Origin of the sequence: Delftia sp. K82 (genome assembly GCF_002193035.1) — a bacterium.
Classification (GTDB): domain Bacteria; phylum Pseudomonadota; class Gammaproteobacteria; order Burkholderiales; family Burkholderiaceae_C; genus Comamonas; species Comamonas acidovorans.
Genome location: NZ_MYFL01000002.1, coordinates 176,902 through 196,369 on the forward strand (window position 1 = coordinate 176,902; position 19,468 = coordinate 196,369).

The 19,468-nt window shown below is 60.9% G+C and carries 15 protein-coding genes and 2 pseudogenes; 9 read left to right on the forward strand and 8 right to left on the reverse strand.

Features of this window, described 5'->3' with window-relative positions; all coding sequences use genetic code 11:
• Nucleotides 1-30: 30 nt before the first annotated feature.
• Both KDK82_RS16330 and KDK82_RS16335 read right to left on the reverse strand, forming a co-directional pair.
• Nucleotides 31-618 (reverse strand): ImmA/IrrE family metallo-endopeptidase, encoded by a 588-nt coding sequence (locus KDK82_RS16330; RefSeq protein ID WP_052734026.1) that lies wholly within the window; start codon nt 616-618, stop codon nt 31-33.
• Between the two features lie 7 nt (nt 619-625).
• On the reverse strand, nt 626-970 hold the full coding sequence (locus tag KDK82_RS16335; protein WP_052734027.1) for a helix-turn-helix domain-containing protein: 345 nt from the start codon (nt 968-970) through the stop codon (nt 626-628).
• A gap of 388 nt (nt 971-1,358) precedes the next feature.
• On the opposite strand from KDK82_RS16335, the gene KDK82_RS16340 reads away from it, so the two are divergent.
• From KDK82_RS16340 to KDK82_RS33455, 5 genes and pseudogenes are all read left to right on the forward strand, one after another.
• Nucleotides 1,359-2,447, forward strand: coding sequence for a multiubiquitin domain-containing protein (locus KDK82_RS16340; protein ID WP_046238515.1), 1,089 nt, complete (start codon nt 1,359-1,361; stop codon nt 2,445-2,447).
• Nucleotides 2,444-3,823: a ThiF family adenylyltransferase gene (locus KDK82_RS16345; RefSeq protein WP_088165626.1), complete on the forward strand. Its 1,380-nt coding sequence runs from the start codon at nt 2,444-2,446 to the stop codon at nt 3,821-3,823. Before KDK82_RS16340 ends, KDK82_RS16345 begins: the two co-directional genes overlap by 4 nt.
• A 203-nt stretch (nt 3,824-4,026) precedes the next feature.
• Nucleotides 4,027-4,236, forward strand: coding sequence for a DUF6527 family protein (locus KDK82_RS33400; protein WP_236884722.1), 210 nt, complete (start codon nt 4,027-4,029; stop codon nt 4,234-4,236).
• Between the two features lie 464 nt (nt 4,237-4,700).
• Nucleotides 4,701-4,910 (forward strand): annotated as a pseudogene (locus KDK82_RS33215) (IS3 family transposase); the annotation flags it as partial.
• A gap of 650 nt (nt 4,911-5,560) precedes the next feature.
• On the forward strand, nt 5,561-5,860 hold the full coding sequence (locus KDK82_RS33455) for an integrase core domain-containing protein (RefSeq protein WP_164846502.1): 300 nt from the start codon (nt 5,561-5,563) through the stop codon (nt 5,858-5,860).
• A 124-nt stretch (nt 5,861-5,984) separates the two neighbouring features.
• On the opposite strand, the gene KDK82_RS16365 is transcribed toward KDK82_RS33455, so the two are convergent.
• The 3 genes and pseudogenes from KDK82_RS16365 to glmS all read right to left on the reverse strand — a co-directional run bounded on the left by KDK82_RS16365 (nt 5,985) and on the right by glmS (nt 10,927).
• A complete protein-coding gene (locus KDK82_RS16365) occupies nt 5,985-7,637 on the reverse strand; it encodes an anti-phage dCTP deaminase (protein ID WP_046238517.1) in 1,653 nt (550 codons plus the stop codon).
• A gap of 295 nt (nt 7,638-7,932) precedes the next feature.
• Nucleotides 7,933-8,626: pseudogene (locus KDK82_RS16370) on the reverse strand (integrase core domain-containing protein).
• A 381-nt stretch (nt 8,627-9,007) separates the two neighbouring features.
• Entirely contained in the window at nt 9,008-10,927 is a 1,920-nt protein-coding gene (gene glmS, locus KDK82_RS16375; RefSeq protein WP_088165627.1) for a glutamine--fructose-6-phosphate transaminase (isomerizing), read from the reverse strand.
• A gap of 137 nt (nt 10,928-11,064) precedes the next feature.
• On the opposite strand from glmS, the gene KDK82_RS16380 reads away from it, so the two are divergent.
• Complete coding sequence (locus KDK82_RS16380; protein ID WP_012207697.1) at nt 11,065-11,580, forward strand: Lrp/AsnC family transcriptional regulator; 516 nt, start codon at nt 11,065-11,067, stop codon at nt 11,578-11,580.
• Nucleotides 11,581-11,797: 217 nt separating this feature from the next.
• Nucleotides 11,798-12,958 (forward strand): sensor domain-containing diguanylate cyclase, encoded by a 1,161-nt coding sequence (locus KDK82_RS16385; RefSeq protein ID WP_088165628.1) that lies wholly within the window; start codon nt 11,798-11,800, stop codon nt 12,956-12,958.
• Nucleotides 12,959-12,983: 25 nt separating this feature from the next.
• Here KDK82_RS16385 and KDK82_RS16390 read toward each other — a convergent pair whose 3' ends face one another.
• A complete protein-coding gene (locus KDK82_RS16390; RefSeq protein ID WP_012207699.1) occupies nt 12,984-13,844 on the reverse strand; it encodes an ATP-binding protein in 861 nt (286 codons plus the stop codon).
• A gap of 94 nt (nt 13,845-13,938) precedes the next feature.
• On the reverse strand, nt 13,939-15,369 hold the full coding sequence (gene glmU / locus KDK82_RS16395; protein ID WP_088165629.1) for a bifunctional UDP-N-acetylglucosamine diphosphorylase/glucosamine-1-phosphate N-acetyltransferase GlmU: 1,431 nt from the start codon (nt 15,367-15,369) through the stop codon (nt 13,939-13,941).
• A gap of 104 nt (nt 15,370-15,473) precedes the next feature.
• Here glmU and KDK82_RS16400 point away from each other — a divergent pair, with 104 nt between their 5' ends.
• Nucleotides 15,474-16,448 carry a LysR substrate-binding domain-containing protein gene (locus KDK82_RS16400; RefSeq protein ID WP_088165630.1) on the forward strand — a complete coding sequence of 325 codons (975 nt, stop codon included), beginning with the start codon at nt 15,474-15,476 and terminating at the stop codon, nt 16,446-16,448.
• 152 nt (nt 16,449-16,600) lie between these two features.
• On the opposite strand, the gene tyrS is transcribed toward KDK82_RS16400, so the two are convergent.
• Nucleotides 16,601-17,833: a tyrosine--tRNA ligase gene (gene tyrS, locus KDK82_RS16405; RefSeq protein ID WP_012207702.1), complete on the reverse strand. Its 1,233-nt coding sequence runs from the start codon at nt 17,831-17,833 to the stop codon at nt 16,601-16,603.
• Nucleotides 17,834-18,000: 167 nt separating this feature from the next.
• Here tyrS and KDK82_RS16410 point away from each other — a divergent pair, with 167 nt between their 5' ends.
• Nucleotides 18,001-19,395, forward strand: coding sequence for a M23 family metallopeptidase (locus KDK82_RS16410; RefSeq protein WP_088165631.1), 1,395 nt, complete (start codon nt 18,001-18,003; stop codon nt 19,393-19,395).
• Nucleotides 19,396-19,468: the final 73 nt, after the last annotated feature.

The following is a 19,468-nucleotide window of genomic DNA, read 5'->3' on the forward strand; positions in this document are numbered from 1 at the left end:
AGCTGCCCCGACGGCAGGGCTCGTCAAAGCTCAGTCAAACAATGTTGTTTGCTTAAGTGGCGCTCCCAAGGTGCTCTCGATGACCTTGAGTTGCTGAAGTCGAATCAAGAGTGCCTGCAAGCTAACTTTGAGCTCTTGGGCCAAGCTCTGCATCTGATCTTCATCAGAAATATCCCGAACCAAAGCTTCTGCAGCGATCACAGGCGCAGGCATCAGCAACGCAGCGGCAAACATGTTTGCCTCACGCTCCTCCTGGGGCGTGGTCGTTGCTCCAACAGCGGTGTAAGCGAACGATGAAGCTTCACCAACGCGTTGGTATATGCGCAGGTCCTTATCTACGATCATCCTGTCACCTGTATCGTGGAGGATCAGGTGGCCGAACTCGTGGCCAATCGTGAAACGCTGCCGGACCTCGGGGTGCTCTTGATTAACAAAGATGTGCCGCTCGTGACCGCGCACGACAAGCGCACCTGACACATCCGCTTCCATCTTCTCCCAATGAATTTCTGCATTGCAGAAATGCGCGATCTTCGATAGATCGACCGGCGTACTAGTCACACGCGCACCTCGCAGAAGCTCCTGCGCGCGCTGTTCAATAGTCTTTACTGTGTGAGACATGTGCCCCTCAAGTCGGTGCCAAGACGCGTGCGATGGCGCTTCCCAACAATGGACTGCCAGCAGAACTCAGCTCAGCCATGAGCGACGGTCCGTCAATCTCGGACTTTTGGTGTTCGGAAACCGCCTCTCGCTGTAGCGCCTCCAGCAGGCTAGCGACGTTGACATCAAGAGCCTCACAGATGCGCAGCAAAACATGAAGTGGAACCTTCTGCGTACCCTTCTCAATGTTGGTGATCGAAGTACGCTCCAAACCGACCTGCTGAGCCAACTTGGCCTGCGTCAGCTCAGCAAGCAACCGGCGAGAACGAATGTTCTCACCCAAGGCAACGTACAGACCGCTCTCTTCAATCACGTCAACGGCTCCTCTGGAACAAAATCTAGTCAATACAAGCGGCCATGTCAACCGCGCTGACATGTCAACAAGGGGCACATGACAAGGAATGTGCTCCCCGTTGACACATGCGGGCGCAACCCTATAATGTCAACCGAGAGCACATGCGATGGCATGCGTGACTAGTACTGACATGGAGGGTGAGATGAACGCAGCAAAATGAAACAAGGGGTCAAACCAGTGAAGGTTGACCCCCTGAGTGAACTCACGCGATCGCGCTCGTTCGGTGTGGAAGCCAAGAGTGTCGTGCTGAGCGCATGAGGTTGTCAACTTTTCATTGGAAAACTGCAGGGCGATGTGGGAATTTCCCACATCACTAGAAGAAGTTTTTTAAAGAAAAGGAACCAAAATGGTTTCGCATGAAGATACCCGCCCCGGCCAGGGGCAACAAATCCATGTCTGCGGCCTTGACCTGGAACTGCGTACCGTCCACCTTGACGATGGAACTCCTACAGGGACGCAGATCGCGCTTGCAGCCGGATTCAATCCTGAACCTCAGGTTTGCGTCCTTCAGTGGTTGGATCATGGTGTTGAGGACATTAGCCCGACCGAGGTAGCTCGCCTCAAAAATGGTGAGAACCGGTTCATCGTCTGCGAAAGCGATGCCCTGCTGCGGCTGACGGTCGATGGCCTGCGATACGACTGGCCAGCCTCCAGCGTTCCGGTAAAGATCTTGCGCAAGCTAGCAAACTTGCCTCCATCTAAGAGCTTCTACCTTTCGCTCGAGCGCGAGGAAGATCGCTTGCTGGACGATGATGAAATTGTGCAGTTGGGAGCGGCTGGGGTAGAACAGCTCTTCACCCGCTGGGTGTTGAAAATCCAGGATGACTTCTTCGGTTTCCGGACTTCGACTGTGAAAGTCCGTGATGCGCTGGCTGTCGCAGGCATCAACCTCGACAAAGGGTGGCAGATCTTTTTGAAGGTGAAAGACCAGCCCAAACGGGCCTTGACCCTGGACGACGACATCGACTTGACCACACCCGGAATCGAGAAGCTGCGGGTTTCACCCAATGAGATCAACAATGGGGAAGGCGTGCATCTGCTGCGCCAGTTTCGGCTCCCGGAGGGTGATGAACTCCATCTCAACACCCACTACCCAGGTTGGCAAGCGGTGGTTCAAGGGGAAACCCGTTGGGTCATCCTGCCTCAATATCAGCTGCCTGAAGGGTACTCGCCTTCCGTGGTGCAGTTGGCGCTGAACATTCCTCAAACATACCCCATGTCTGAGGTCGACATGTTTTATCTGTTTCCGCAAGCGACGCTCTCTAGCGGAGCTGGGATACCGGCAACCGAAGCGCGTGTCGTGGTCTCGGGGATGCAATTTCAACGCTGGTCCCGTCACCGTGGCGGCGCTTCTCAGTGGCGCCCTGGCGTCGACAACTTGATCACGCATCTTGCACTCGTTGAAACATCTTTGCTGAAGGAGGTCCAGCAATGATGCCGGCCTCGTGTCTAACGTTGACGCATGAGGTGTATGAGCGCGCGCGCAAGCACCTTTTTCCAGGCGACGGACTCGAGGCCGCAGCGATTCTGGTTTGCTCCAGAGTCGCCGGAAATCGAACACGCCTTCTTGCACACGACATCGTCCTTGTACCCCACTCACAATGTCAGCGCCATGCTGACTTCCTTAAGTGGCCTGGCGTCGCCGTCGAAGCTGCGATCGATAAAGCTGAGCCAACTGGTGACAGTTTGATTCTCTTGCACTCACATCCAGGAGGGTTTTTTGGCTTTTCTCAATTGGACGATAGTAGTGATCAAGAAGTCATTCCCTGCCTGCATCACGCAATAGAAACTTTGCACGGCTCAGCAATTATGGTTCCCACAGGTGCAATCCTTGGGCGAATTTACTCCAAAGCCATGGAGTGCCACATAATCGATGTAGTGACGATGGCCCATCACGACTTAAATTTCTGGTGGGCTGATGGTCAGTTTGCAAAGCGTCCCATGGCCTTTACCGCCGAATCTCGTGACGAGTTGGGAAGACTGTCAGCATGCGTGGTTGGGGTTTCGGGCACAGGATCGATCGTTGCAGAGCAGCTTGCCCGGCTAGGTTTTGGTCAGATTATCTTGGTAGACTTTGATCGTGTAGAGCAGAAAAATCTGAACCGCATACTGAATTCAACGGAATCTGATGCCGGCTTGAATGTACTCAAAGTGGATTCCATGCGACGTGCTATCGACTCATACAGGGGGGCAGACGTTGCCCTGCCTGTTCCTGAAAATATCATCTCGCGTACGGCAGTCATCAAGGCTTGTCAGGCCGACGTTTTATTCAGCTGCGTCGACTCTCAGGAAGGCCGGCAAATCGTAGACTTGATTGCAGCATTTTTCCTGTTGCCGGCCTTCGATGTGGGCGTAACCATACCGACGCGATCAGGGAAAAAGGGGCTGAGCATCTTTGATGTATGTGCTCGCGTGGACTATGTTTGGCCAGGAGCCCCCATGCTCTATGAGCGCGGAGTATATACGCAGCAAGGAATTCGAGGGGAGTACTTAAAAAGAACGGATGCCGCTCAATACAAATCGCAACTTGATGAGGGATATATTCCTGGCGCAAATGAAGAAGCTCCTTCAGTAATTTCGCTAAATATGAGGGCAGCAGCGGATGCTGTGCTTGAGTTCATTGCCCGCGCATACCCATTCCGTCATGATGGAAATAGTGGCCATGCCCGCCGAAAATTATCTCTTGCGGCGACTGCAGAAGATTTCTTTGGCGAGGAATATTTTCCTTCGCATCCCTTCCATTTTCTAGGCAAAGGAGCACAAGAACCCTTGCTTGGCATACCGGCGCTTTCTACGGAAACCACGGAATGAAAAAATATTTAGGGTTGAAATCCTTCATACGTAATTCTGCGCAAAGATTAACAAAGGCATTTTCCAAGTGGTGGGGCCGATTTTGGGCAAGTCCACCAGCCGGAAGACGCCTGATAGTGGTGTCAGGCGATAGTTTGCCGAAGGAATTGCCGGAAAGAGACCTCGTGCTAGCACGAGATGAAGGTGAAGATTGGTGTATTGGAATGAAGTGCCCGTGCGGCTGTAGTAGATCTCTTGAGCTCCTCCTAATCCCTGAGGCACGCCCACGCTGGGAACTGACGGTTGATGCTCAAGGCCGTCCAAGCTTGCATCCATCTATTTGGCTTAAGGATGGATGTAAATCTCATTTCTGGATTAAAGAAGGAAAAGTAGAGTGGTGTGAAAGTTCGTCAAGTGTCTCTTCATTAAATTGAAGTATTGCTTGTTCGAAGAATATATGTGCGATTAAATAGTCGAAGCATTCCAATTTAATATTTAAAGGAGCGTCTCCATGGGGAAAAATAGTAAGCAAACCTCGCCTAAAGTGGCATCCCTTGCTGCGAAAACTCTTCAAAGCCCGTCCTCAAGTGGAATTCAGAAGACCATGGCAGCATCTGCGCTACGTCAATCGGGAGGCTCTGCGCAGACTGGAGGGAAAACTGAAGGCAAAGCATCCGCAGCGCTGGACAACTCTCGCTCTTCGTCAACGACAAAAATACTTGCTGCCTCGGTTCTATCTCAGTCCAATCGCAAACGCTGAGCTGGACTGCCCTCTGGTCCAGCAGACAAGCTCCGCCAATCCTTGGAGTGGACTGCCCCTGGTCTGGTAGACAAACCCCAGCCTCAAGCCGAGGCGCGTTCAAACGCCTCGGGACTGATGCCGCCAAGATGGCTGTGGCGGCGCGTGTGGCATGGCGTGCTGGCATTAGGGGAGCACTGCGGACTGCACCGCATTAAGCGGCTGATGCGTGAACGGGCACTTCCTGCACGGCCTCGTCGCCGAGGCCTGCCCAAAGACCTTGGCGAGCGCAGCGCCTTCGCCGACAACGTGCTTGACAGCCAGTTCCAGGCAGATGCGCCAAGCCGCAATTGGGTGGGTCGTTTTAGCGATGCGGCCTGGCGTGCCAAGTTCGGTAGCATGCAACCCAGCGAAGCCACGCGGCTGCACGAGATAGAGGGCGAGAACGCCAAGCTCAAGAAAATACGAGCCGCGGCCCGCTTGCACATTGAAGCGTTGAAGGTGGGCTTCGAGGTAAAGCGCTGACCATGCAGACCAGACGCGAGGCCGCTGCCAAGAGGGTTCAGGAACTGAACATCAGCGAGCGCAGCGCCTTTCGCTATGCGGATAGTCCAGAACGAACAGCCAGAATCCGCGCCGCACGAACAATTGCGCGGCCAAGCTGAGCACGCGCATCGTCGAATTGGCGCTGGGCACTGACACTTTGGCTAACAGTGCATCCAATAACTGTTGACCTTGGAGGGACAGCAGGTGAACTACAAGCGGGTGTGGCGCCTGTACAAGCTGGCGAACCTATCGGTGCCGCAAGCGACGCAAGGCCAAGCGTCCCCGGGCGAGCTTTAGCCCTCGATAAGCAACCGTCATGGCATTGACAACTGATGGGCGACGAGTACGTCGTGCACTTGCTGGACCGAGCCGCGCACTTCCGACGCTAACACCTGACCATCCGCACCGATCAGGGGCCGGGGTTCACCAGCCGGGCTTTCATGGCGTTGGCGGTGGGACTGGACGCGCGGCACATGATCAACGATGCAGTCCAGAACGCCTGCATCGAGAGCTTCAACCGTATGTTCCACGACAAGTGTCTGAACGAGCTATGGTTCGAGACGCCGGTGCAGGCTCGCGACGAGACGGCCAGACGGCAGCGCAGCTACAGCAAGGTACGACTTCACCGCTTACCGCGCCGGCACCAGTCGGCACATATGAACGTGCGATCTGCAAGCAACAGCTTGCTCCACCCTAATCCTGGATCAGGCCTTCTGTCGGCTACGGAAATAATTACCAGATATTTGTCGGTAAACCGACATATCGTGTTCTGAAGCAGCCTGAGGCGTCGGCATCGCCCCGCCCTTCGATGTAGCCTCTTTCTTCTTCACCGAACAGGAAAGAGCCTGCGTCTGCACACTGACATCTACGAACAGCCGCAGGGGCAACTGCTCAGGTCTATCGTGTAACTTTGGCATTGTTTTCCTCACTAGCAAGAAGACTTGGAAGCTCAAGGTTCTTGGTCTCAATTTCTGCAACCACAACCTCCTCCAGCCGAGGAATCGCCTTGAGGCTCACTTGGGTTAGGGGCATGGCCTCCGTTCGGCTTGGCAATTTTAGCATGCCGGCCTCCTTCCGACCTCTCCCTTCAAACATTTCGATGAAGCGCCGCGGCGCGATGCCATCGTACTGCCGTAGCTGAACCTTACCATGCGCCTCGGAAGATTCCGTCAACGCATCTTCATGAAGCCTAGTCGCCAAACTCTTTCGATATGGCTCAATATAGTGAATTTCAGAAATACCTGCTGCAACTAAGTGGCGAGCACATGAGTGGCATGGGTAGGTAGTTACGAAAATCTTGCCTTGTACCACTCGATCACCTGAAATACGACTTGCAGCAAGAATTGCGTGCATCTCGGCGTGAACAGCTCGTGAAAATTCTATTAAATCTTTCACGCGAGTATCACCCAATATTGTCTGTACAGCCTTGTCCGTTACGTCTTTAGACAGAACACCTCCTTCTACCAGGCTTTCAACGACTTTACGCGCAATAGAATCCTTCTCCCTATCGTTATGACATGGTGAGCCAACTTGAGAAAAGCAACGATGATCTTCTTGGGCGCTCTCAACAAGCAAACGCATAGAAAGGGGCTTCATTCCATAAAGCCCTCCACCGCTTTGAGGCACATCATTCCAACCAACGGCCAGAAGCTCACCCGTAGCGCTAGTCACAGCAGCCCCAACCTGCCTAGAAAGGCAAGCCGAGTTACGCGCTGCCGATGTAGCTGCATACATCGCCGTTTCTTCTGCAGTGGGGGTGATAACAACAGTCCTAAAAATTAAATCAAAGAATCGTCGTACACGCTCATTAATCTGCGCAATAGCCTTTGCCTCAGATGGCCCAACAACTGCGTGATCAACACGAAGAAAGAAATCACACTGGGGAAACGTGTTTCTAACAGATTGACCGTGATCGAATTCCTCTCCCGAATCTATGTCAATTAGCCTCGTTATTTCATCATGCTTCAGTTTTCCAGGCTTTGCCAAATTCGCCACACGTAATTCCAAAGGAGAAAATACTCCTACAGCAAAAAGGGCGTCACCATATATCAACCTCAGCAAATCAAGTTCAGCAGAATTCTTTACAGAGTCAATTACATGACAAATTCTCTGCTGCTTAATTTTTTCATTATCAACCTTCTCAGATTCCGCGGCTACATCTTCAAAAGCACCAAAATGCTGTGCACGATCCGCTCCTATTTTTGCAATGGCAAGCTTTGCAAGAACATCGTGACCAAAATTTTGCCGCAACCCATCACCAATTTTTATCAACGACTGTATTTCATCAAACTTAGTATCAGCATCTAGCGCGATATTAACTTTCTTCGCATTCAATCGAATCAAGTCGCTTAAACGAACAATTTCCGTTTGATATTCAAACTCAGCAAGTGTGTTCTTTATTTGCATTGCCGATTGATGCAAAGGAGATCCTATCGGTCCACATAATGCAATAACCAACTCTGGCGTTAGGCTACTAATGGCCTCCCCAGTTGAATCAATCGAAGAGGCGTACGACCTCTGCAACTTAGTTTCTGACAACAATGCGGACATAAGTGTTACCAATCAATTGAGCTGCATATGGCAAAAATCATTTGCACATGTCAACATTTCAAAGATTTTTCAAAAGTTCAATTTTTTACGAAATCTGACAACCAGAGCTTATAAAGCGACTTTAACCTTTACATACAATTCAAGGACACCTACATCCACGACTAGACAACACAGCATGCTTGCGCTATTAGTCATACCATGCTGTACCTTCAGTTGGCGGGCATTCGGGCTGAACTACTCAGCTTCGCGTTGATCTACGGACTAATGTAGTACCGTTTGAAGTATTGGCTAAGCGCTAGATGTCCAGTCCAATAGTTGGATGGTGCAGATGAAATCTAAAGCGGCTTGGATCTTTTGCCCACGCCTCGCAAATTGCCCGGAATGGTGTCTTCCACCTGAGCGCCCTCAAGTGCTTTCCGAAGTTGTAGCTTTGAACGAAGGCCTGGACATGCTCCCGTAACTGCTCCACTCCCTGGTACTCGTAGGCCTTGATCGTGAATTTCTTGATGGTCCGGTTCATGCGCTCGACCATGCCGTTCGTCCAGGGGCGGTACGGCTTGGTCTGCCTTTTCTCGACACCATTGAAATCGCAAAATGCGCTCGAAGATGTGACCGATCCCAGCGTCGTTTCTTCAAGCTTTCCGTGCCTTCGTGGCAGTTGCGTTGCGGGTTGTCGGCTGATTCCGTGACGCTACAGGCATCGATGCAAGGCGCTACGGGGTTGCCCCATGAGATCGTCCACCGACAGATGCCCTTGCTTGCGCAACGCACTCACCAAGTATTCTTGCTCTTGGGAAAGATGCTGGCTTGCTCTGTCCCGAGGACCCACGAGCTCATCGAGCACCGAAGTGAGCGCATGCCACTTGACCGCGGTCTTGGGGGTTGATGCCCTAGAGCTTCGCCGAGGACCGATGGGAGCCGGTCGCTAGCTGGAGTTCTGCGCGGATACGAGGCGCCGCGCGATCGCCGCCATGCAGGCGGACTGCCATAGTGCTTTCTCCTGTTCCAGGCTGAAGAGTGCACCATGACTTCCTGGGACCGTACATCTTTTCGGAGGACGGGTGACCAGCTCCTCTCAGCCTCTTGCAGCATTGCTGCATGTAAGCCTGCTCAGACCGAAAGAACCTCTCATCACATTAAAAAAAGAGCGCCAAAAATGTGCGCTCTTTTCTATAGCAACAAGCTCAAAACTGCTGAATTTACCTCCGCATATCCAAGTCATCTTCATCCGTCGAATTCGAGTTTACGACTTTACCGTTACAAACGATTACGGCGCGAAGATGCATGGATGCTGCAGGCTTGTTTACAACTTTAATTGCGTGTTTACGACTTTAATTACCCAGAATACCTGCTGCCCCCGGCCCTCTGCCTCACTCCACCGTCACGCTCTTTGCCAGATTGCGCGGCTTGTCCACGTCAGTGCCGCGTGCGCAGGCCGTGTGGTAGGCCAGCAGCTGCAGCGGGACCACGTGCAGGATGGGGCTCAGGGCGCCGTAGTTCTCGGGCATGCGGATGACGTGCATGCCTTCGCTGCTTTCGATGTTGGTCTTGGCATCGGCCAGCACATAGAGCACGCCGCCGCGCGCGCGCACTTCCTGCATGTTGCTCTTGAGCTTTTCCAGCAGCTCGTCGTTGGGCGCGACCGTGACCACGGGCATGGCGCTGTCCACCAGGGCCAGCGGGCCGTGCTTGAGCTCGCCCGCCGGATAGGCCTCGGCGTGGATGTAGCTGATTTCCTTGAGCTTGAGCGCGCCTTCCAGCGCAATCGGGTAGTGGATACCACGGCCCAGGAAGAGCGCGTTCTCGCGCTTGGCAAAGTCCTCGGACCAGCTGATGACCTGGGGCTCCAGCGCCAGCACCGATTGCAGGGCCACGGGCAGGTGGCGCATGGCGGCCAGGTACTGCTGCTCCTTTTCCTCGCTCAGCCGCCCTTGCGACTGCGCCAGGGCCAGGGTCAGCAGGAACAGGCCTGCCAGCTGGGTGGTGAAGGCCTTGGTGGAGGCCACGCCGATCTCCACCCCGGCGCGCGTGATGTAGGCCAGCTCGCATTCGCGCACCATGGCACTGGTGGCCACGTTGCAGACAGTCAGCGTGTGCTTCATGCCCAGGTTCTGGGCATGGCGCAGCGCGGCCAGGGTGTCGGCGGTCTCGCCCGACTGGCTGATGGTGACGACCAGGGTCTTGGGATGGGGAACGCTGGTGCGGTAGCGGTACTCGCTGGCCACTTCCACGCTGCAGGGCAGGCCGGCCAGCGCTTCGATCCAGTACTTGGCCGTGCAGCCGCTGTAGTAGCTGGTGCCGCAGGCCAGGATGAGCACGCGGTCGATTTCCTTGAACACGCGCCAGGCCGAGGCGCCGGCCTTGCCGTCCGAGGCCACGCCGTCGAACAGCTCGGGCACGATGGCCTGCACGCCTTCCAGCGTGTCGGCAATGGCGCGCGGCTGCTCGAAGATTTCCTTTTGCATGTAGTGGCGGTAGGGACCCAGCTCGGCCGCGCCGCTGTGGGCGTGCACGGTGCGCACGGGGCGCTGCTCGGGCGCCAGGCGCTCGCCGCCCTTGCCCACCAGCCAGTAGCGGCCGGGCTGCAGGTCCACGATGTCACCCTCTTCCAGGTAGACGATCTGGTCGGTCACGCCGGCCAGGGCCATGGCGTCGCTGGCCAGGAAATGCTCGGCGCCCTCCTGGCCCACGCCCAGGATCAGCGGCGAGCCGGCGCGCGAGCCCACCACGCGCTGCGGTTCGTCCTTGTGCATGACGGCGATGGCGAAGGCACCATGCAGCCGCTGCGTGGCGGCCTGCACGGCCTCGAACAGGTCGCCGCCGTAGAGGCTGTCCACCAAGTGGGCGATGACCTCGGTATCGGTCTGGCTGGCGAAGACATAGCCCTTGGACTGCAGCTCGGCGCGCAGGGCTTCGTAGTTTTCGATGATGCCGTTGTGCACCAGGGCCACGCGGGCCGGCTGGTCGGCATCGGCCACGGGCGAGACGCCGGGGCCGTGGCTGAAATGCGGATGGGCGTTGCGCACGGCCGGCTCGCCATGCGTGGCCCAGCGGGTATGGGCAATGCCGGTGTGGCCAATGACCTTGTCCTGCTGCACCTGGGCCATGAGTTCGGCCACGCGCGCCGTGGAACGGGCGCGCTGCAGGCCCTGGCTGTGCACGCCCTGGGCGTCCAGCGCCTGCACGGCCACGCCGCAGGAGTCATAGCCGCGATATTCCAGGCGCTGCAAGCCCTGGACGAGGACGGGGACGATATCGCGGAAGGAAACCGCTGCGACGATGCCACACATGGACAAGCTCCTTGTTTCGAGATGACGACGGATGCTACGCAGGTTGAAAAGAAATTTCTCGCCAAATTTCCTTATCTATTGAACTAATATCTCATCAAAACCAGCGCAAGAAATATTATTTCAATTTATAGAATTCAATGACACAAAATTCCATAGAACTGGACGCCACCGATCTGCGGTTGCTGCAATTGCTGCAGGTCGATGCCAGCCGCAGCAACCAGGCCCTGGCCGCGCTGCTGCAGCTGTCGCCGCCCACCTGCCTGCGCCGCGTGCGGCGGTTGCAGGAGACCGGGCTGATCGAGCGGCAGGTGGCCATCCTCCAGCCGGAACGCCTGGCCGCCGCCCTGGGCCACGGGCTGCAGGCCATCGTGGAAGTCTCGCTGGACCGCCAGGACAGTGATTCGCTGGACAGCTTCGAGCGCCGCGCCGTGGCACTGGACGCCGTGCAGCAGTGCTGGCGCGTGTCGGCCGGGCCTGATTTCATCCTCGTGGTGGCCGCGCCCGACATGCCCGCCTACCTGGAGTTGAGCCGCGCGCTATTCACGGGCGACGCCAACGTGCGCAATGTCAAGAGTTTTTTCAGCGTCAAGCGCGCCAAGTTTTCCACCGCCATGCCGCTGCCGTCCACAAATCCAGGAACAGCCGCCGAATGAGGCCAGGAGCCTTGATTTTGTGAGTATTTGTGCTCATCAGGAAGCTACGCTGCATCGGGCCCGCGTAGGACAAGAGGCCTGCAATGTGTCCCGAACGCCAACTTTGGGCAACGTTAAACTTTAAGGCGTTGCGCACGCACGGGGACAATGATACAAATTGATGCAACAACACTTTCTGACGCGCTAGGCAATCGGCGCGCACTCGGCTCGCACCGCCATGTCCTTGCGCCAGCGCATCCATCGCCGAACCTATCCCTTGCGCGTCTCCAGCATGGCATTGGGCGGCCTCGTCGTGGGCACGGCCATGACGGAGATGGGCGCCAGCCCGGCGGTCTGGGGCTTTGTGCTGGTGAGCGCCCTGGTCTGGCCGCACATCGCCTTTTTGCACGCCCGCCACAGCCGTGACAGCCACCGCGCCGAACACGCCAATCTGCAGATAGACGCGCTGATCATCGGCAGCTGGATTCCCGTGATGCATTTCTGCGCATTGCCCAGCATTGCGCTGCTGGCCATCAGCATTGCCGACCGCAACCACACGGCCACGCGCGACGGCTGGCTGCAATCGCTGGTGGCCACCTTGCTGGCCGCCGCGCTGGTGGCCCTGCTGCTGCGGCCCGTGCCCGACTGGGAGGCCAGCCTGGCCGTGCAGCTGAGCATGCTGCCCCTGCTCCTGCTGCACAGCGTGTTCTCCAGCTGGTCCACGCGCCAGCTGGTGCGCAAGCTGGCGCGCCAGAACGTGAAGCTGCAGGTGCTCAGCCGCATCGACCCGCTGACCACGCTGTATAGCCGGGACTACTGGTGGCAAAAGGCCCGCGCCGCGCTGCGCGACTACCGGCAGACGCAGGCCTCGGCCTGCCTGCTGATCGTGGACATAGACCACTTCAAGCGCATCAACGACAGCTTTGGCCACACCGTGGGCGACGAGGTGCTGCAGGCCATAGGCCTGACCATCCGGCACTGCCTGCGCTCGCACGACGCGGCTGGCCGCTATGGCGGTGACGAGTTCGCCGTGCTGTGCATGCACACCCAGCTGGACGACGCCTATGCGGTGGCGCTGCGCATACGCAACCAGTTGAGCCAGCTGCGCGTGCGCGAGCATCCCCAGCTGCGCGTAAGCGCCAGCATTGGCGTGGCGGCGGCGGACCCGAGCTTTCTGTCGGTCAAGGACTGGATCAATGCGGCCGACAGCGCGCTCTACAGCGCCAAGGATGCCGGGCGCGACCAGGTGATTCCCGCCGCGCCGCTGATGGCCGGCAGCGCGCCTGCCCGAGCGGGAACAGGCTCGGACGCAGACACTGATACAGGCTCCGACACGGGCCCGGACACCAGGGACTCCCGCCCCACGCACCAGCCCGAGCCGGACGACACGCTGATCTGAGGGCAGGCGCCAGCGGCAGGCGGTCTCAGAGCCCGCGATCGGCGCGCCGCACTTCGCCGCCGGGCCAGTTCAGGCAAACGCAGCAGCCGCCCGCGGGCGTGGCGCGGATGGTGGCCTCGCCGCCGTGGCGGCGCATCACGCCGCGCACCAGGGCCAGGCCCGTGCCCAGGCCGGGGAACTCGGATTCGCGGTGCATGCGCTGGAAGATGCCGAACAGCGCTCCCGCACGCGAGGGGTCGAACCCCACGCCGTTGTCCGTCACGCTGAGCGTGATGCCGCCGTCGGCATGGCGCTCCACATCGATGGCAATGCGCGGCTGGTCCACGGGCCGGGTGAACTTGACGGCGTTGTCCAGCAGCGCCTCCAGCACCTGGCGCAGCAGGGCCGCGTCGGCACGCACGGCGGGACTTTGCTGCGGCAGGCTCCATTGCAGCCGCGCAGCCGCGCCGCAGGCCGCCCAGCGCGGCTGCGCCAGCACCGCCGTGCGCGCCTGCTCCAGCAGCTCCTGCAAGGCGACGGGCTGCCACTGCATGGGCGTGCGCGCGGCGCGCGACAGGGCCAGCAGGCCGTCGAGCATGCCGCCCATGCGGCGCGCCGACTGGTCCATGGTCTGCAGGAAGCCGCGCGCCTCCTGCAGCTCCTGCGGCGAAGGCGCGGCCTGCGACAGCAGCTCATCGACCAGGGGGCCGAAGGACAGCACATGGCGCAGCGGCGCGCGCAGGTCGTGCGACACCGCATGCAGCCATTCCTGCTGCGCGGCGCGCAGGGCCTGCAGTTCCTGCTCGCGCTGGGCCAGGCGCTCCAGCGCATCCTGCAACGTGCGGGGAGGGCCCTGCAGGTCGGCGGCGGGGTCGGGGGGCGGATGGGGGGCGAAAGGTTCCGTCATGGCATGGACAGGGTCAGGAGATTCGGCAAATCGGCGTACCCCGTACGGGACCCGCCGGCGATGCGGGCCCTCGAGCCCACGTGTCTCGGAAGTCTCAGGACTTGGGCAGTTTGACTGGGCGCTTCCAGCTGGTGATGCTCACCTGCCTGCCCCGCGATACCGTGAGCACGCCGGGCTCGGTGCTCTTGGTGACCGTGGAGCCGCCGCCCACCGTGCCACCCGCGCCAATGGTCACGGGCGCCACCAGCACGCAGTTGCTGCCGATGTGCACGTCGGCCTCGATCACCGTGCGGTGCTTGTTCACGCCGTCGTAGTTGGCCGTGATGGAGCCGGCGCCGTAGTTGACGCGCTCGCCCACCGTGGCATCGCCCAGGTAGGCCAGGTGGTTGGCCTTGGCGCCATCGGCCAGCACGGAGTTCTTGACCTCGACGAAGTTGCCGATGTGCACTTCGCGGCCCAGTTGCGCTCCGGGGCGCAGGCGCGCAAACGGGCCGACCAGGGCGCCCTCGCCCACGCTGACGCCGGCCTTCTCGCCATCGACATGCGTGTACGGATGGATGACGGCGCCCGCCGCAATCGTGGCGTTGGCAATGCTGCAATAGGCGCCGATGCGCGCACCTTCGCCAATCTCCACATGGCCGCTGAAGATGCAGCCCACGTCGATCTCCACATCCTGCCCGCAGGCCAGGCGTGCCGCGCGGCCCGTGCGCGGGTCGTCGCGCAGGTCAAAGCGCGCGGGGTCGGCCAGGCGCACGCCCTGCTCCATCAGCGTGCGGGCCTGGGCGCCCTGGTGGGCGCGCTCCAGCTCGGCCAGTTGCAGCGGGCTGTTGACGCCCGCCACCTGCACCGGGTCGGCAATGCAGTGCGCGACCACGGGCACGCCGTCGGCCACGGCCATGGCGACCACGTCGGTCAGGTAGTACTCGCCCTGGGCGTTGTCATTGGTCAGGCGGGCCAGCCAGCCGGCCAGGTGGCGGGCCGGCACGGCCATGATGCCGCTGTAGATTTCCTGGATGGCGCGCTGGGCGTCATTGGCATCCTTTTGCTCGACGATGCGCTGCACCGTGCCGTCTTCGCCGCGCACGATGCGGCCATATCCCGTGGGATCGGGCAGGCGCACGGTCAGCAGCGCCAGCCGCTGGCCATCGGCCGCATCGACCAGAGCGCGCAGCGTGTCGGCCTGCGTCAGCGGCACATCGCCCGAGAGCACGATGACCATGCCATCGCCCGCCAGCGCGGGCACGGCCTGCTGCACCGCGTGGCCCGTGCCCAGCTGCGGCTCCTGGCGCACGAACTTCAGCGCCATGGAGCCGCCCTGGCAGGCCGCCGCCATGGCGGGCTCCACCTGGTCCGCGCCGTGGCCCGTGACCACCACGGCCGAGCGCGCATCCAGCTGCGCCGCCGTGGACAGCACATGGCCCAGCAACGGGCGCCCCGCCAGGCGCTGCAGGACTTTGGGAAGGCGGCTTTTCATGCGCGTGCCCTTGCCCGCGGCCATGATGACGAGATCCAGAGGTGCTGTCATAGGTGATTCATCCAAAACGCCAGAACCTGTGCCGGCAACGCCGCCGATTATCTGCCCGCCAAGGGCTGCGGCCGGTCACACGATTGACGTATGCTGGCGGCGCCATGCCCCATGCCACCACTGCACCCGTTCCCCTGCTGCGCACACGCGCCATCGGAGCCGGCCATCTGCGTGCCTTCCTGGCCGTGGCCCGGCACCTGAATTTCCGCGCGGCCGCCGACGAGCTGTCGCTGACGCAGTCGGCCGTGAGCCGCCAGATACAGTCGCTGGAGGATGAAGTCGGCGTGCCGCTGTTCCTGCGCCATACGCGCGCCGTGGAGCTGACGGGGGCCGGCGCCCAGTTGCTGCGCTCGGTGGCGCCCGCGCTGGAGCAGATCGACGCCTCGGTGCGCCAGATCCGCCAGACCGTGGGCCGCAAGAGCGTGGCCATCACCACCTGGGCCAGCTTTGCCGCCATGTGGCTGATCCCGCGCCTGGAGTCCTTCCAGCGCGCCTGGCCCGATATCGACATCCGCATCGACACCAGCGACACCGTGATGGACCTGGACACCACCGACGTGGACCTGGCCCTGCGCTACGGCCGCGCAGGCGATGGCTGGCCCCAGGCGCAGCGCCTGTTCGGCGAGCAATTGGCCGTGGTGGCCAGCCCGCGCCTGCTGGCCGGCGGCCCGCCGCTCAGGACGCCGGCCGATGCCGCGCGCTATACGCTGATCGAGACCGGCGACGCCCACCGCATGCCCCAGCTGGAATGGCTGGGCTGGCAGCGCTGGTTCGGCGTGCAGGGCTGCGACCAGCTGCAGCCGCCGCGCTGGCTGTACTTCAACTACGCCCACCAGATCGTGCAGGCCGCACTGGCCGGACAGGGCCTGGCGATTGCGCGGCTGCCGCTGGTGGCCGATGCACTGGCGGCTGGCGACCTGGTCGAGGTGCTGCCCGCGCACCGGCTGGAATCGCCGCTGGCCTACTGGCTGATCGTGGGCCCGCGCAGCGCCGCGCGTCCCGAGGTGGCCGCCTTCTGCCGGTGGCTGCAGGAGCAGGCCGAGGTCACGCGCGAAGCCGTCGAATCGCCCCCGGCTTGAAAAATGCCCCCCACGCTCCCCTTGCTGCGCAAGGTCCGCTGCCCCCCGAGGGGGCCGTTTTCATCTTGGGGCGGCCCGGCGATGAAAAAAGGACGCGGGCATGCCGGCGTCCTTCATTCCTGTGCAGCCGGGCGCATGGCCCGGCGCGGGCATCAGCCCAGCGTCACGCGCGCAAACTTGCGCTTGCCCACCTGCACCACATAGGTGCCGGCTTCAAGCTTGAGGCCCCGGTCGCTGATGGCCGTGCCGTCCACGCGCACGCCGCCGCCGTCGATCAGGCGGTTGGCCTCGCTGGTCGAAGGCGCCAGGTTGGCCTGCTTGAGCAGGGCACCGATGCCCAGCGGCGCGCCCGACAGGCTGACCTCGTCGATCTGGTCGGGAATGCCGCCCTTGCTGCGGTTGTTGAAATCCTGCTCGGCCGCATCGGCCAGCGCCGCGCTGTGAAAGCGCGCCGTGATTTCCTTGGCCAGCAGCACCTTGGCATCCTTGGGATTGCGCCCGCCTTCCACCTCGGCCTTGAGCGCGGCGATCTCGGCCAGGCTCTTGAACGACAGCAGGGTGTACCAGTTCCACATCAGCGTGTCCGAGATGCTCAGCACCTTGGCGAACATGGTGTTGGCGTCCTCGGTGATGCCGATGTAGTTGTTCTTGGACTTGGACATCTTGTGCTCGCCGTCCAGGCCCACCAGCAGCGGCATGGTGAGCACGCACTGCGTGTCCTGCCCGTATTCCTGCTGCAGATGGCGGCCCATGAGCAGGTTGAACTTCTGGTCCGTGCCGCCCATCTCCAGGTCGGCGCGCAGCGCCACCGAGTCATAGCCCTGCAGCAGCGGGTAGAGGAACTCGTGCAGACTGATGGAGCTGCCGTCGGTGAAGCGCTGGTGGAAGTCGTTGCGCTCCATCATGCGGGCCACGGTGTACTTGGCCGACAGCTCGATCATGCCGCGCGCGCCCAGCTTGTCGCACCACTCGCTGTTGTAGCGCACCTCGGTGCGGGCGGGGTCCAGCACCTTGGCGGCCTGGGTGTAGTAGGTCTCGGCGTTGACCTTGATCTGCTCGGCCGTCAGCGGCGGGCGCGTGCTGTTGCGGCCCGAAGGGTCGCCGATCAGGGTGGTGAAGTCGCCGATCAGGAAGATCACCTGGTGGCCCAGGTCCTGCAGCTGGCGCATCTTGTTGAGCACCACGGTGTGGCCCAGATGGATGTCGGGCGCCGTCGGGTCCAGGCCCAGCTTGATGCGCAGCGGCACGCCGGTGGCCTCGGAACGGGCCAGCTTTTGCACCCAGTCCGCCTGGGGCAGCAGCTCATCCACGCCGCGCAGGGTGGTTTCAAGCGCTTGGCTTACACCGTCGGTGACCGGGTATGTTGTAACAGCAGATTGATTCATAAGGGTTTTTCGCCAGGCCGCGTAGGACTGCGTCGGTATACTCCGGGGATTTTCCCGCTGCGGCGAATTCTAGACGCCCGCCTATCCGCACCGCAGAGCGCGGACTTGTTGCCCGTCTGGAGAGCGTATCCCGCCGCTGCGATGCTGTCCGGCCCCCACTGGGCCGGATGCGCGCAACCCAAGGATCTGATGTTGTGAAATATGGCTTGAACCATGCCAGCGGTGCTCTTGTTGCGCGGCTGACCTCCGTGATCCAGCAACACCCCAAGCGTGTCACCGCGGCACTGGCAGCCATCTTGCTCACGGGCGGCGGCGGCGCCTTCGCCGTGGCCAACCTGGGACCCGATCCGGCCGACCTGCCGGTGCGCATGCTCTCCACGCCCGTGGAATCGCTGGCCGAAGGCCAGACCCTGGCCGAGCTGACCGACAGCGTGCAGGGCATGTCCCTGTACCGCTTCGAATACACGCGCGGCAGCGACACGGCCGAAACCCTGCTGCAGCGCCTGGGCGTGGCCGATCCGGCCGCCGCCGCCTTCATGCGCGGCAACGACCAGGTTCGCCAGCATGTGCTGGGCCGCGCCGGCCGCCTGGTGACGGCCGAGACCACGCCTGACCACCAGCTGTCGCAGCTGACCGTGCGCTGGGCACCCGACGAGGACGGCAGCTTCCGCCGCCTCGTGGTCGAGCGCAAGAACAATGAACTGAGCACCCGCATCGAGACGGGCAAGCTGACGGCCTCGCCCCGCCTGGCCGGCGGCATCATCCGCAGCTCGCTGTTCGCCGCCACCGACGCGGCCTCCATCCCCGATGCCGTGGCCATGCAGATGGCCGACATCTTCCAGGGCGACGTGGACTTCCGCCGCAGCCTGCGCAAGGGCGACCGCTTCTCCGTGGTCTACGAATCGCTGGAAGCCGATGGCGAGCCGCTGCGCGCCGGCCGCGTGCTCAGCGCCGAATTCCACAACAACGGCAAGGTCGTGCAGGCACTGTGGTTCCAGGACGAAGGCAAGGCCAAGGGCGACTACTACACCATGGACGGCAAGAGCCGCCGCCAGGCCTACCTGACCTCGCCCGTGGAGTTCTCGCGCATCAGCAGCGGCTTTGCCATGCGCATGCACCCCATCCACAAGACCTGGCGCGCCCACCTGGGCACGGACTTCGCCGCTGCCACGGGCACCAAGGTGCGTACCGTGGGCGACGGCACCGTCTCCTTCGCGGGTGTGCAGAACGGCTATGGCAACGTGATCTTCGTGGACCACGCCAACAACCACACCACGGTCTACGCCCACCTGAGCCACATCGGCGTCACGCGCGGCCAGCGCGTGGAGCAAGGCGACATCATCGGCAACGTGGGCTCCACAGGCTGGGCCACCGGCCCGCACCTGCACTTCGAGTTCCGCGTCAACGGCGAGCACCGCGATCCCATGACCATCGTCCAGGCCACCGATGCCGCCCGCCCCGTCTCCAAGGCCGGCCGCGCCGCCTTCGACAAGATGGCCGCGCAGATGCGCATCGAGCTGCAGGCATCGAACGAAGCACTGGCCCTGGCCAGCGAACGCTGAGCCGCCGCGCTCCCATCCCGCAAAGGCTGCCCTGGCAGCCTTTGTTGTTTCAGGCGCATCCTTTTGTGATCGT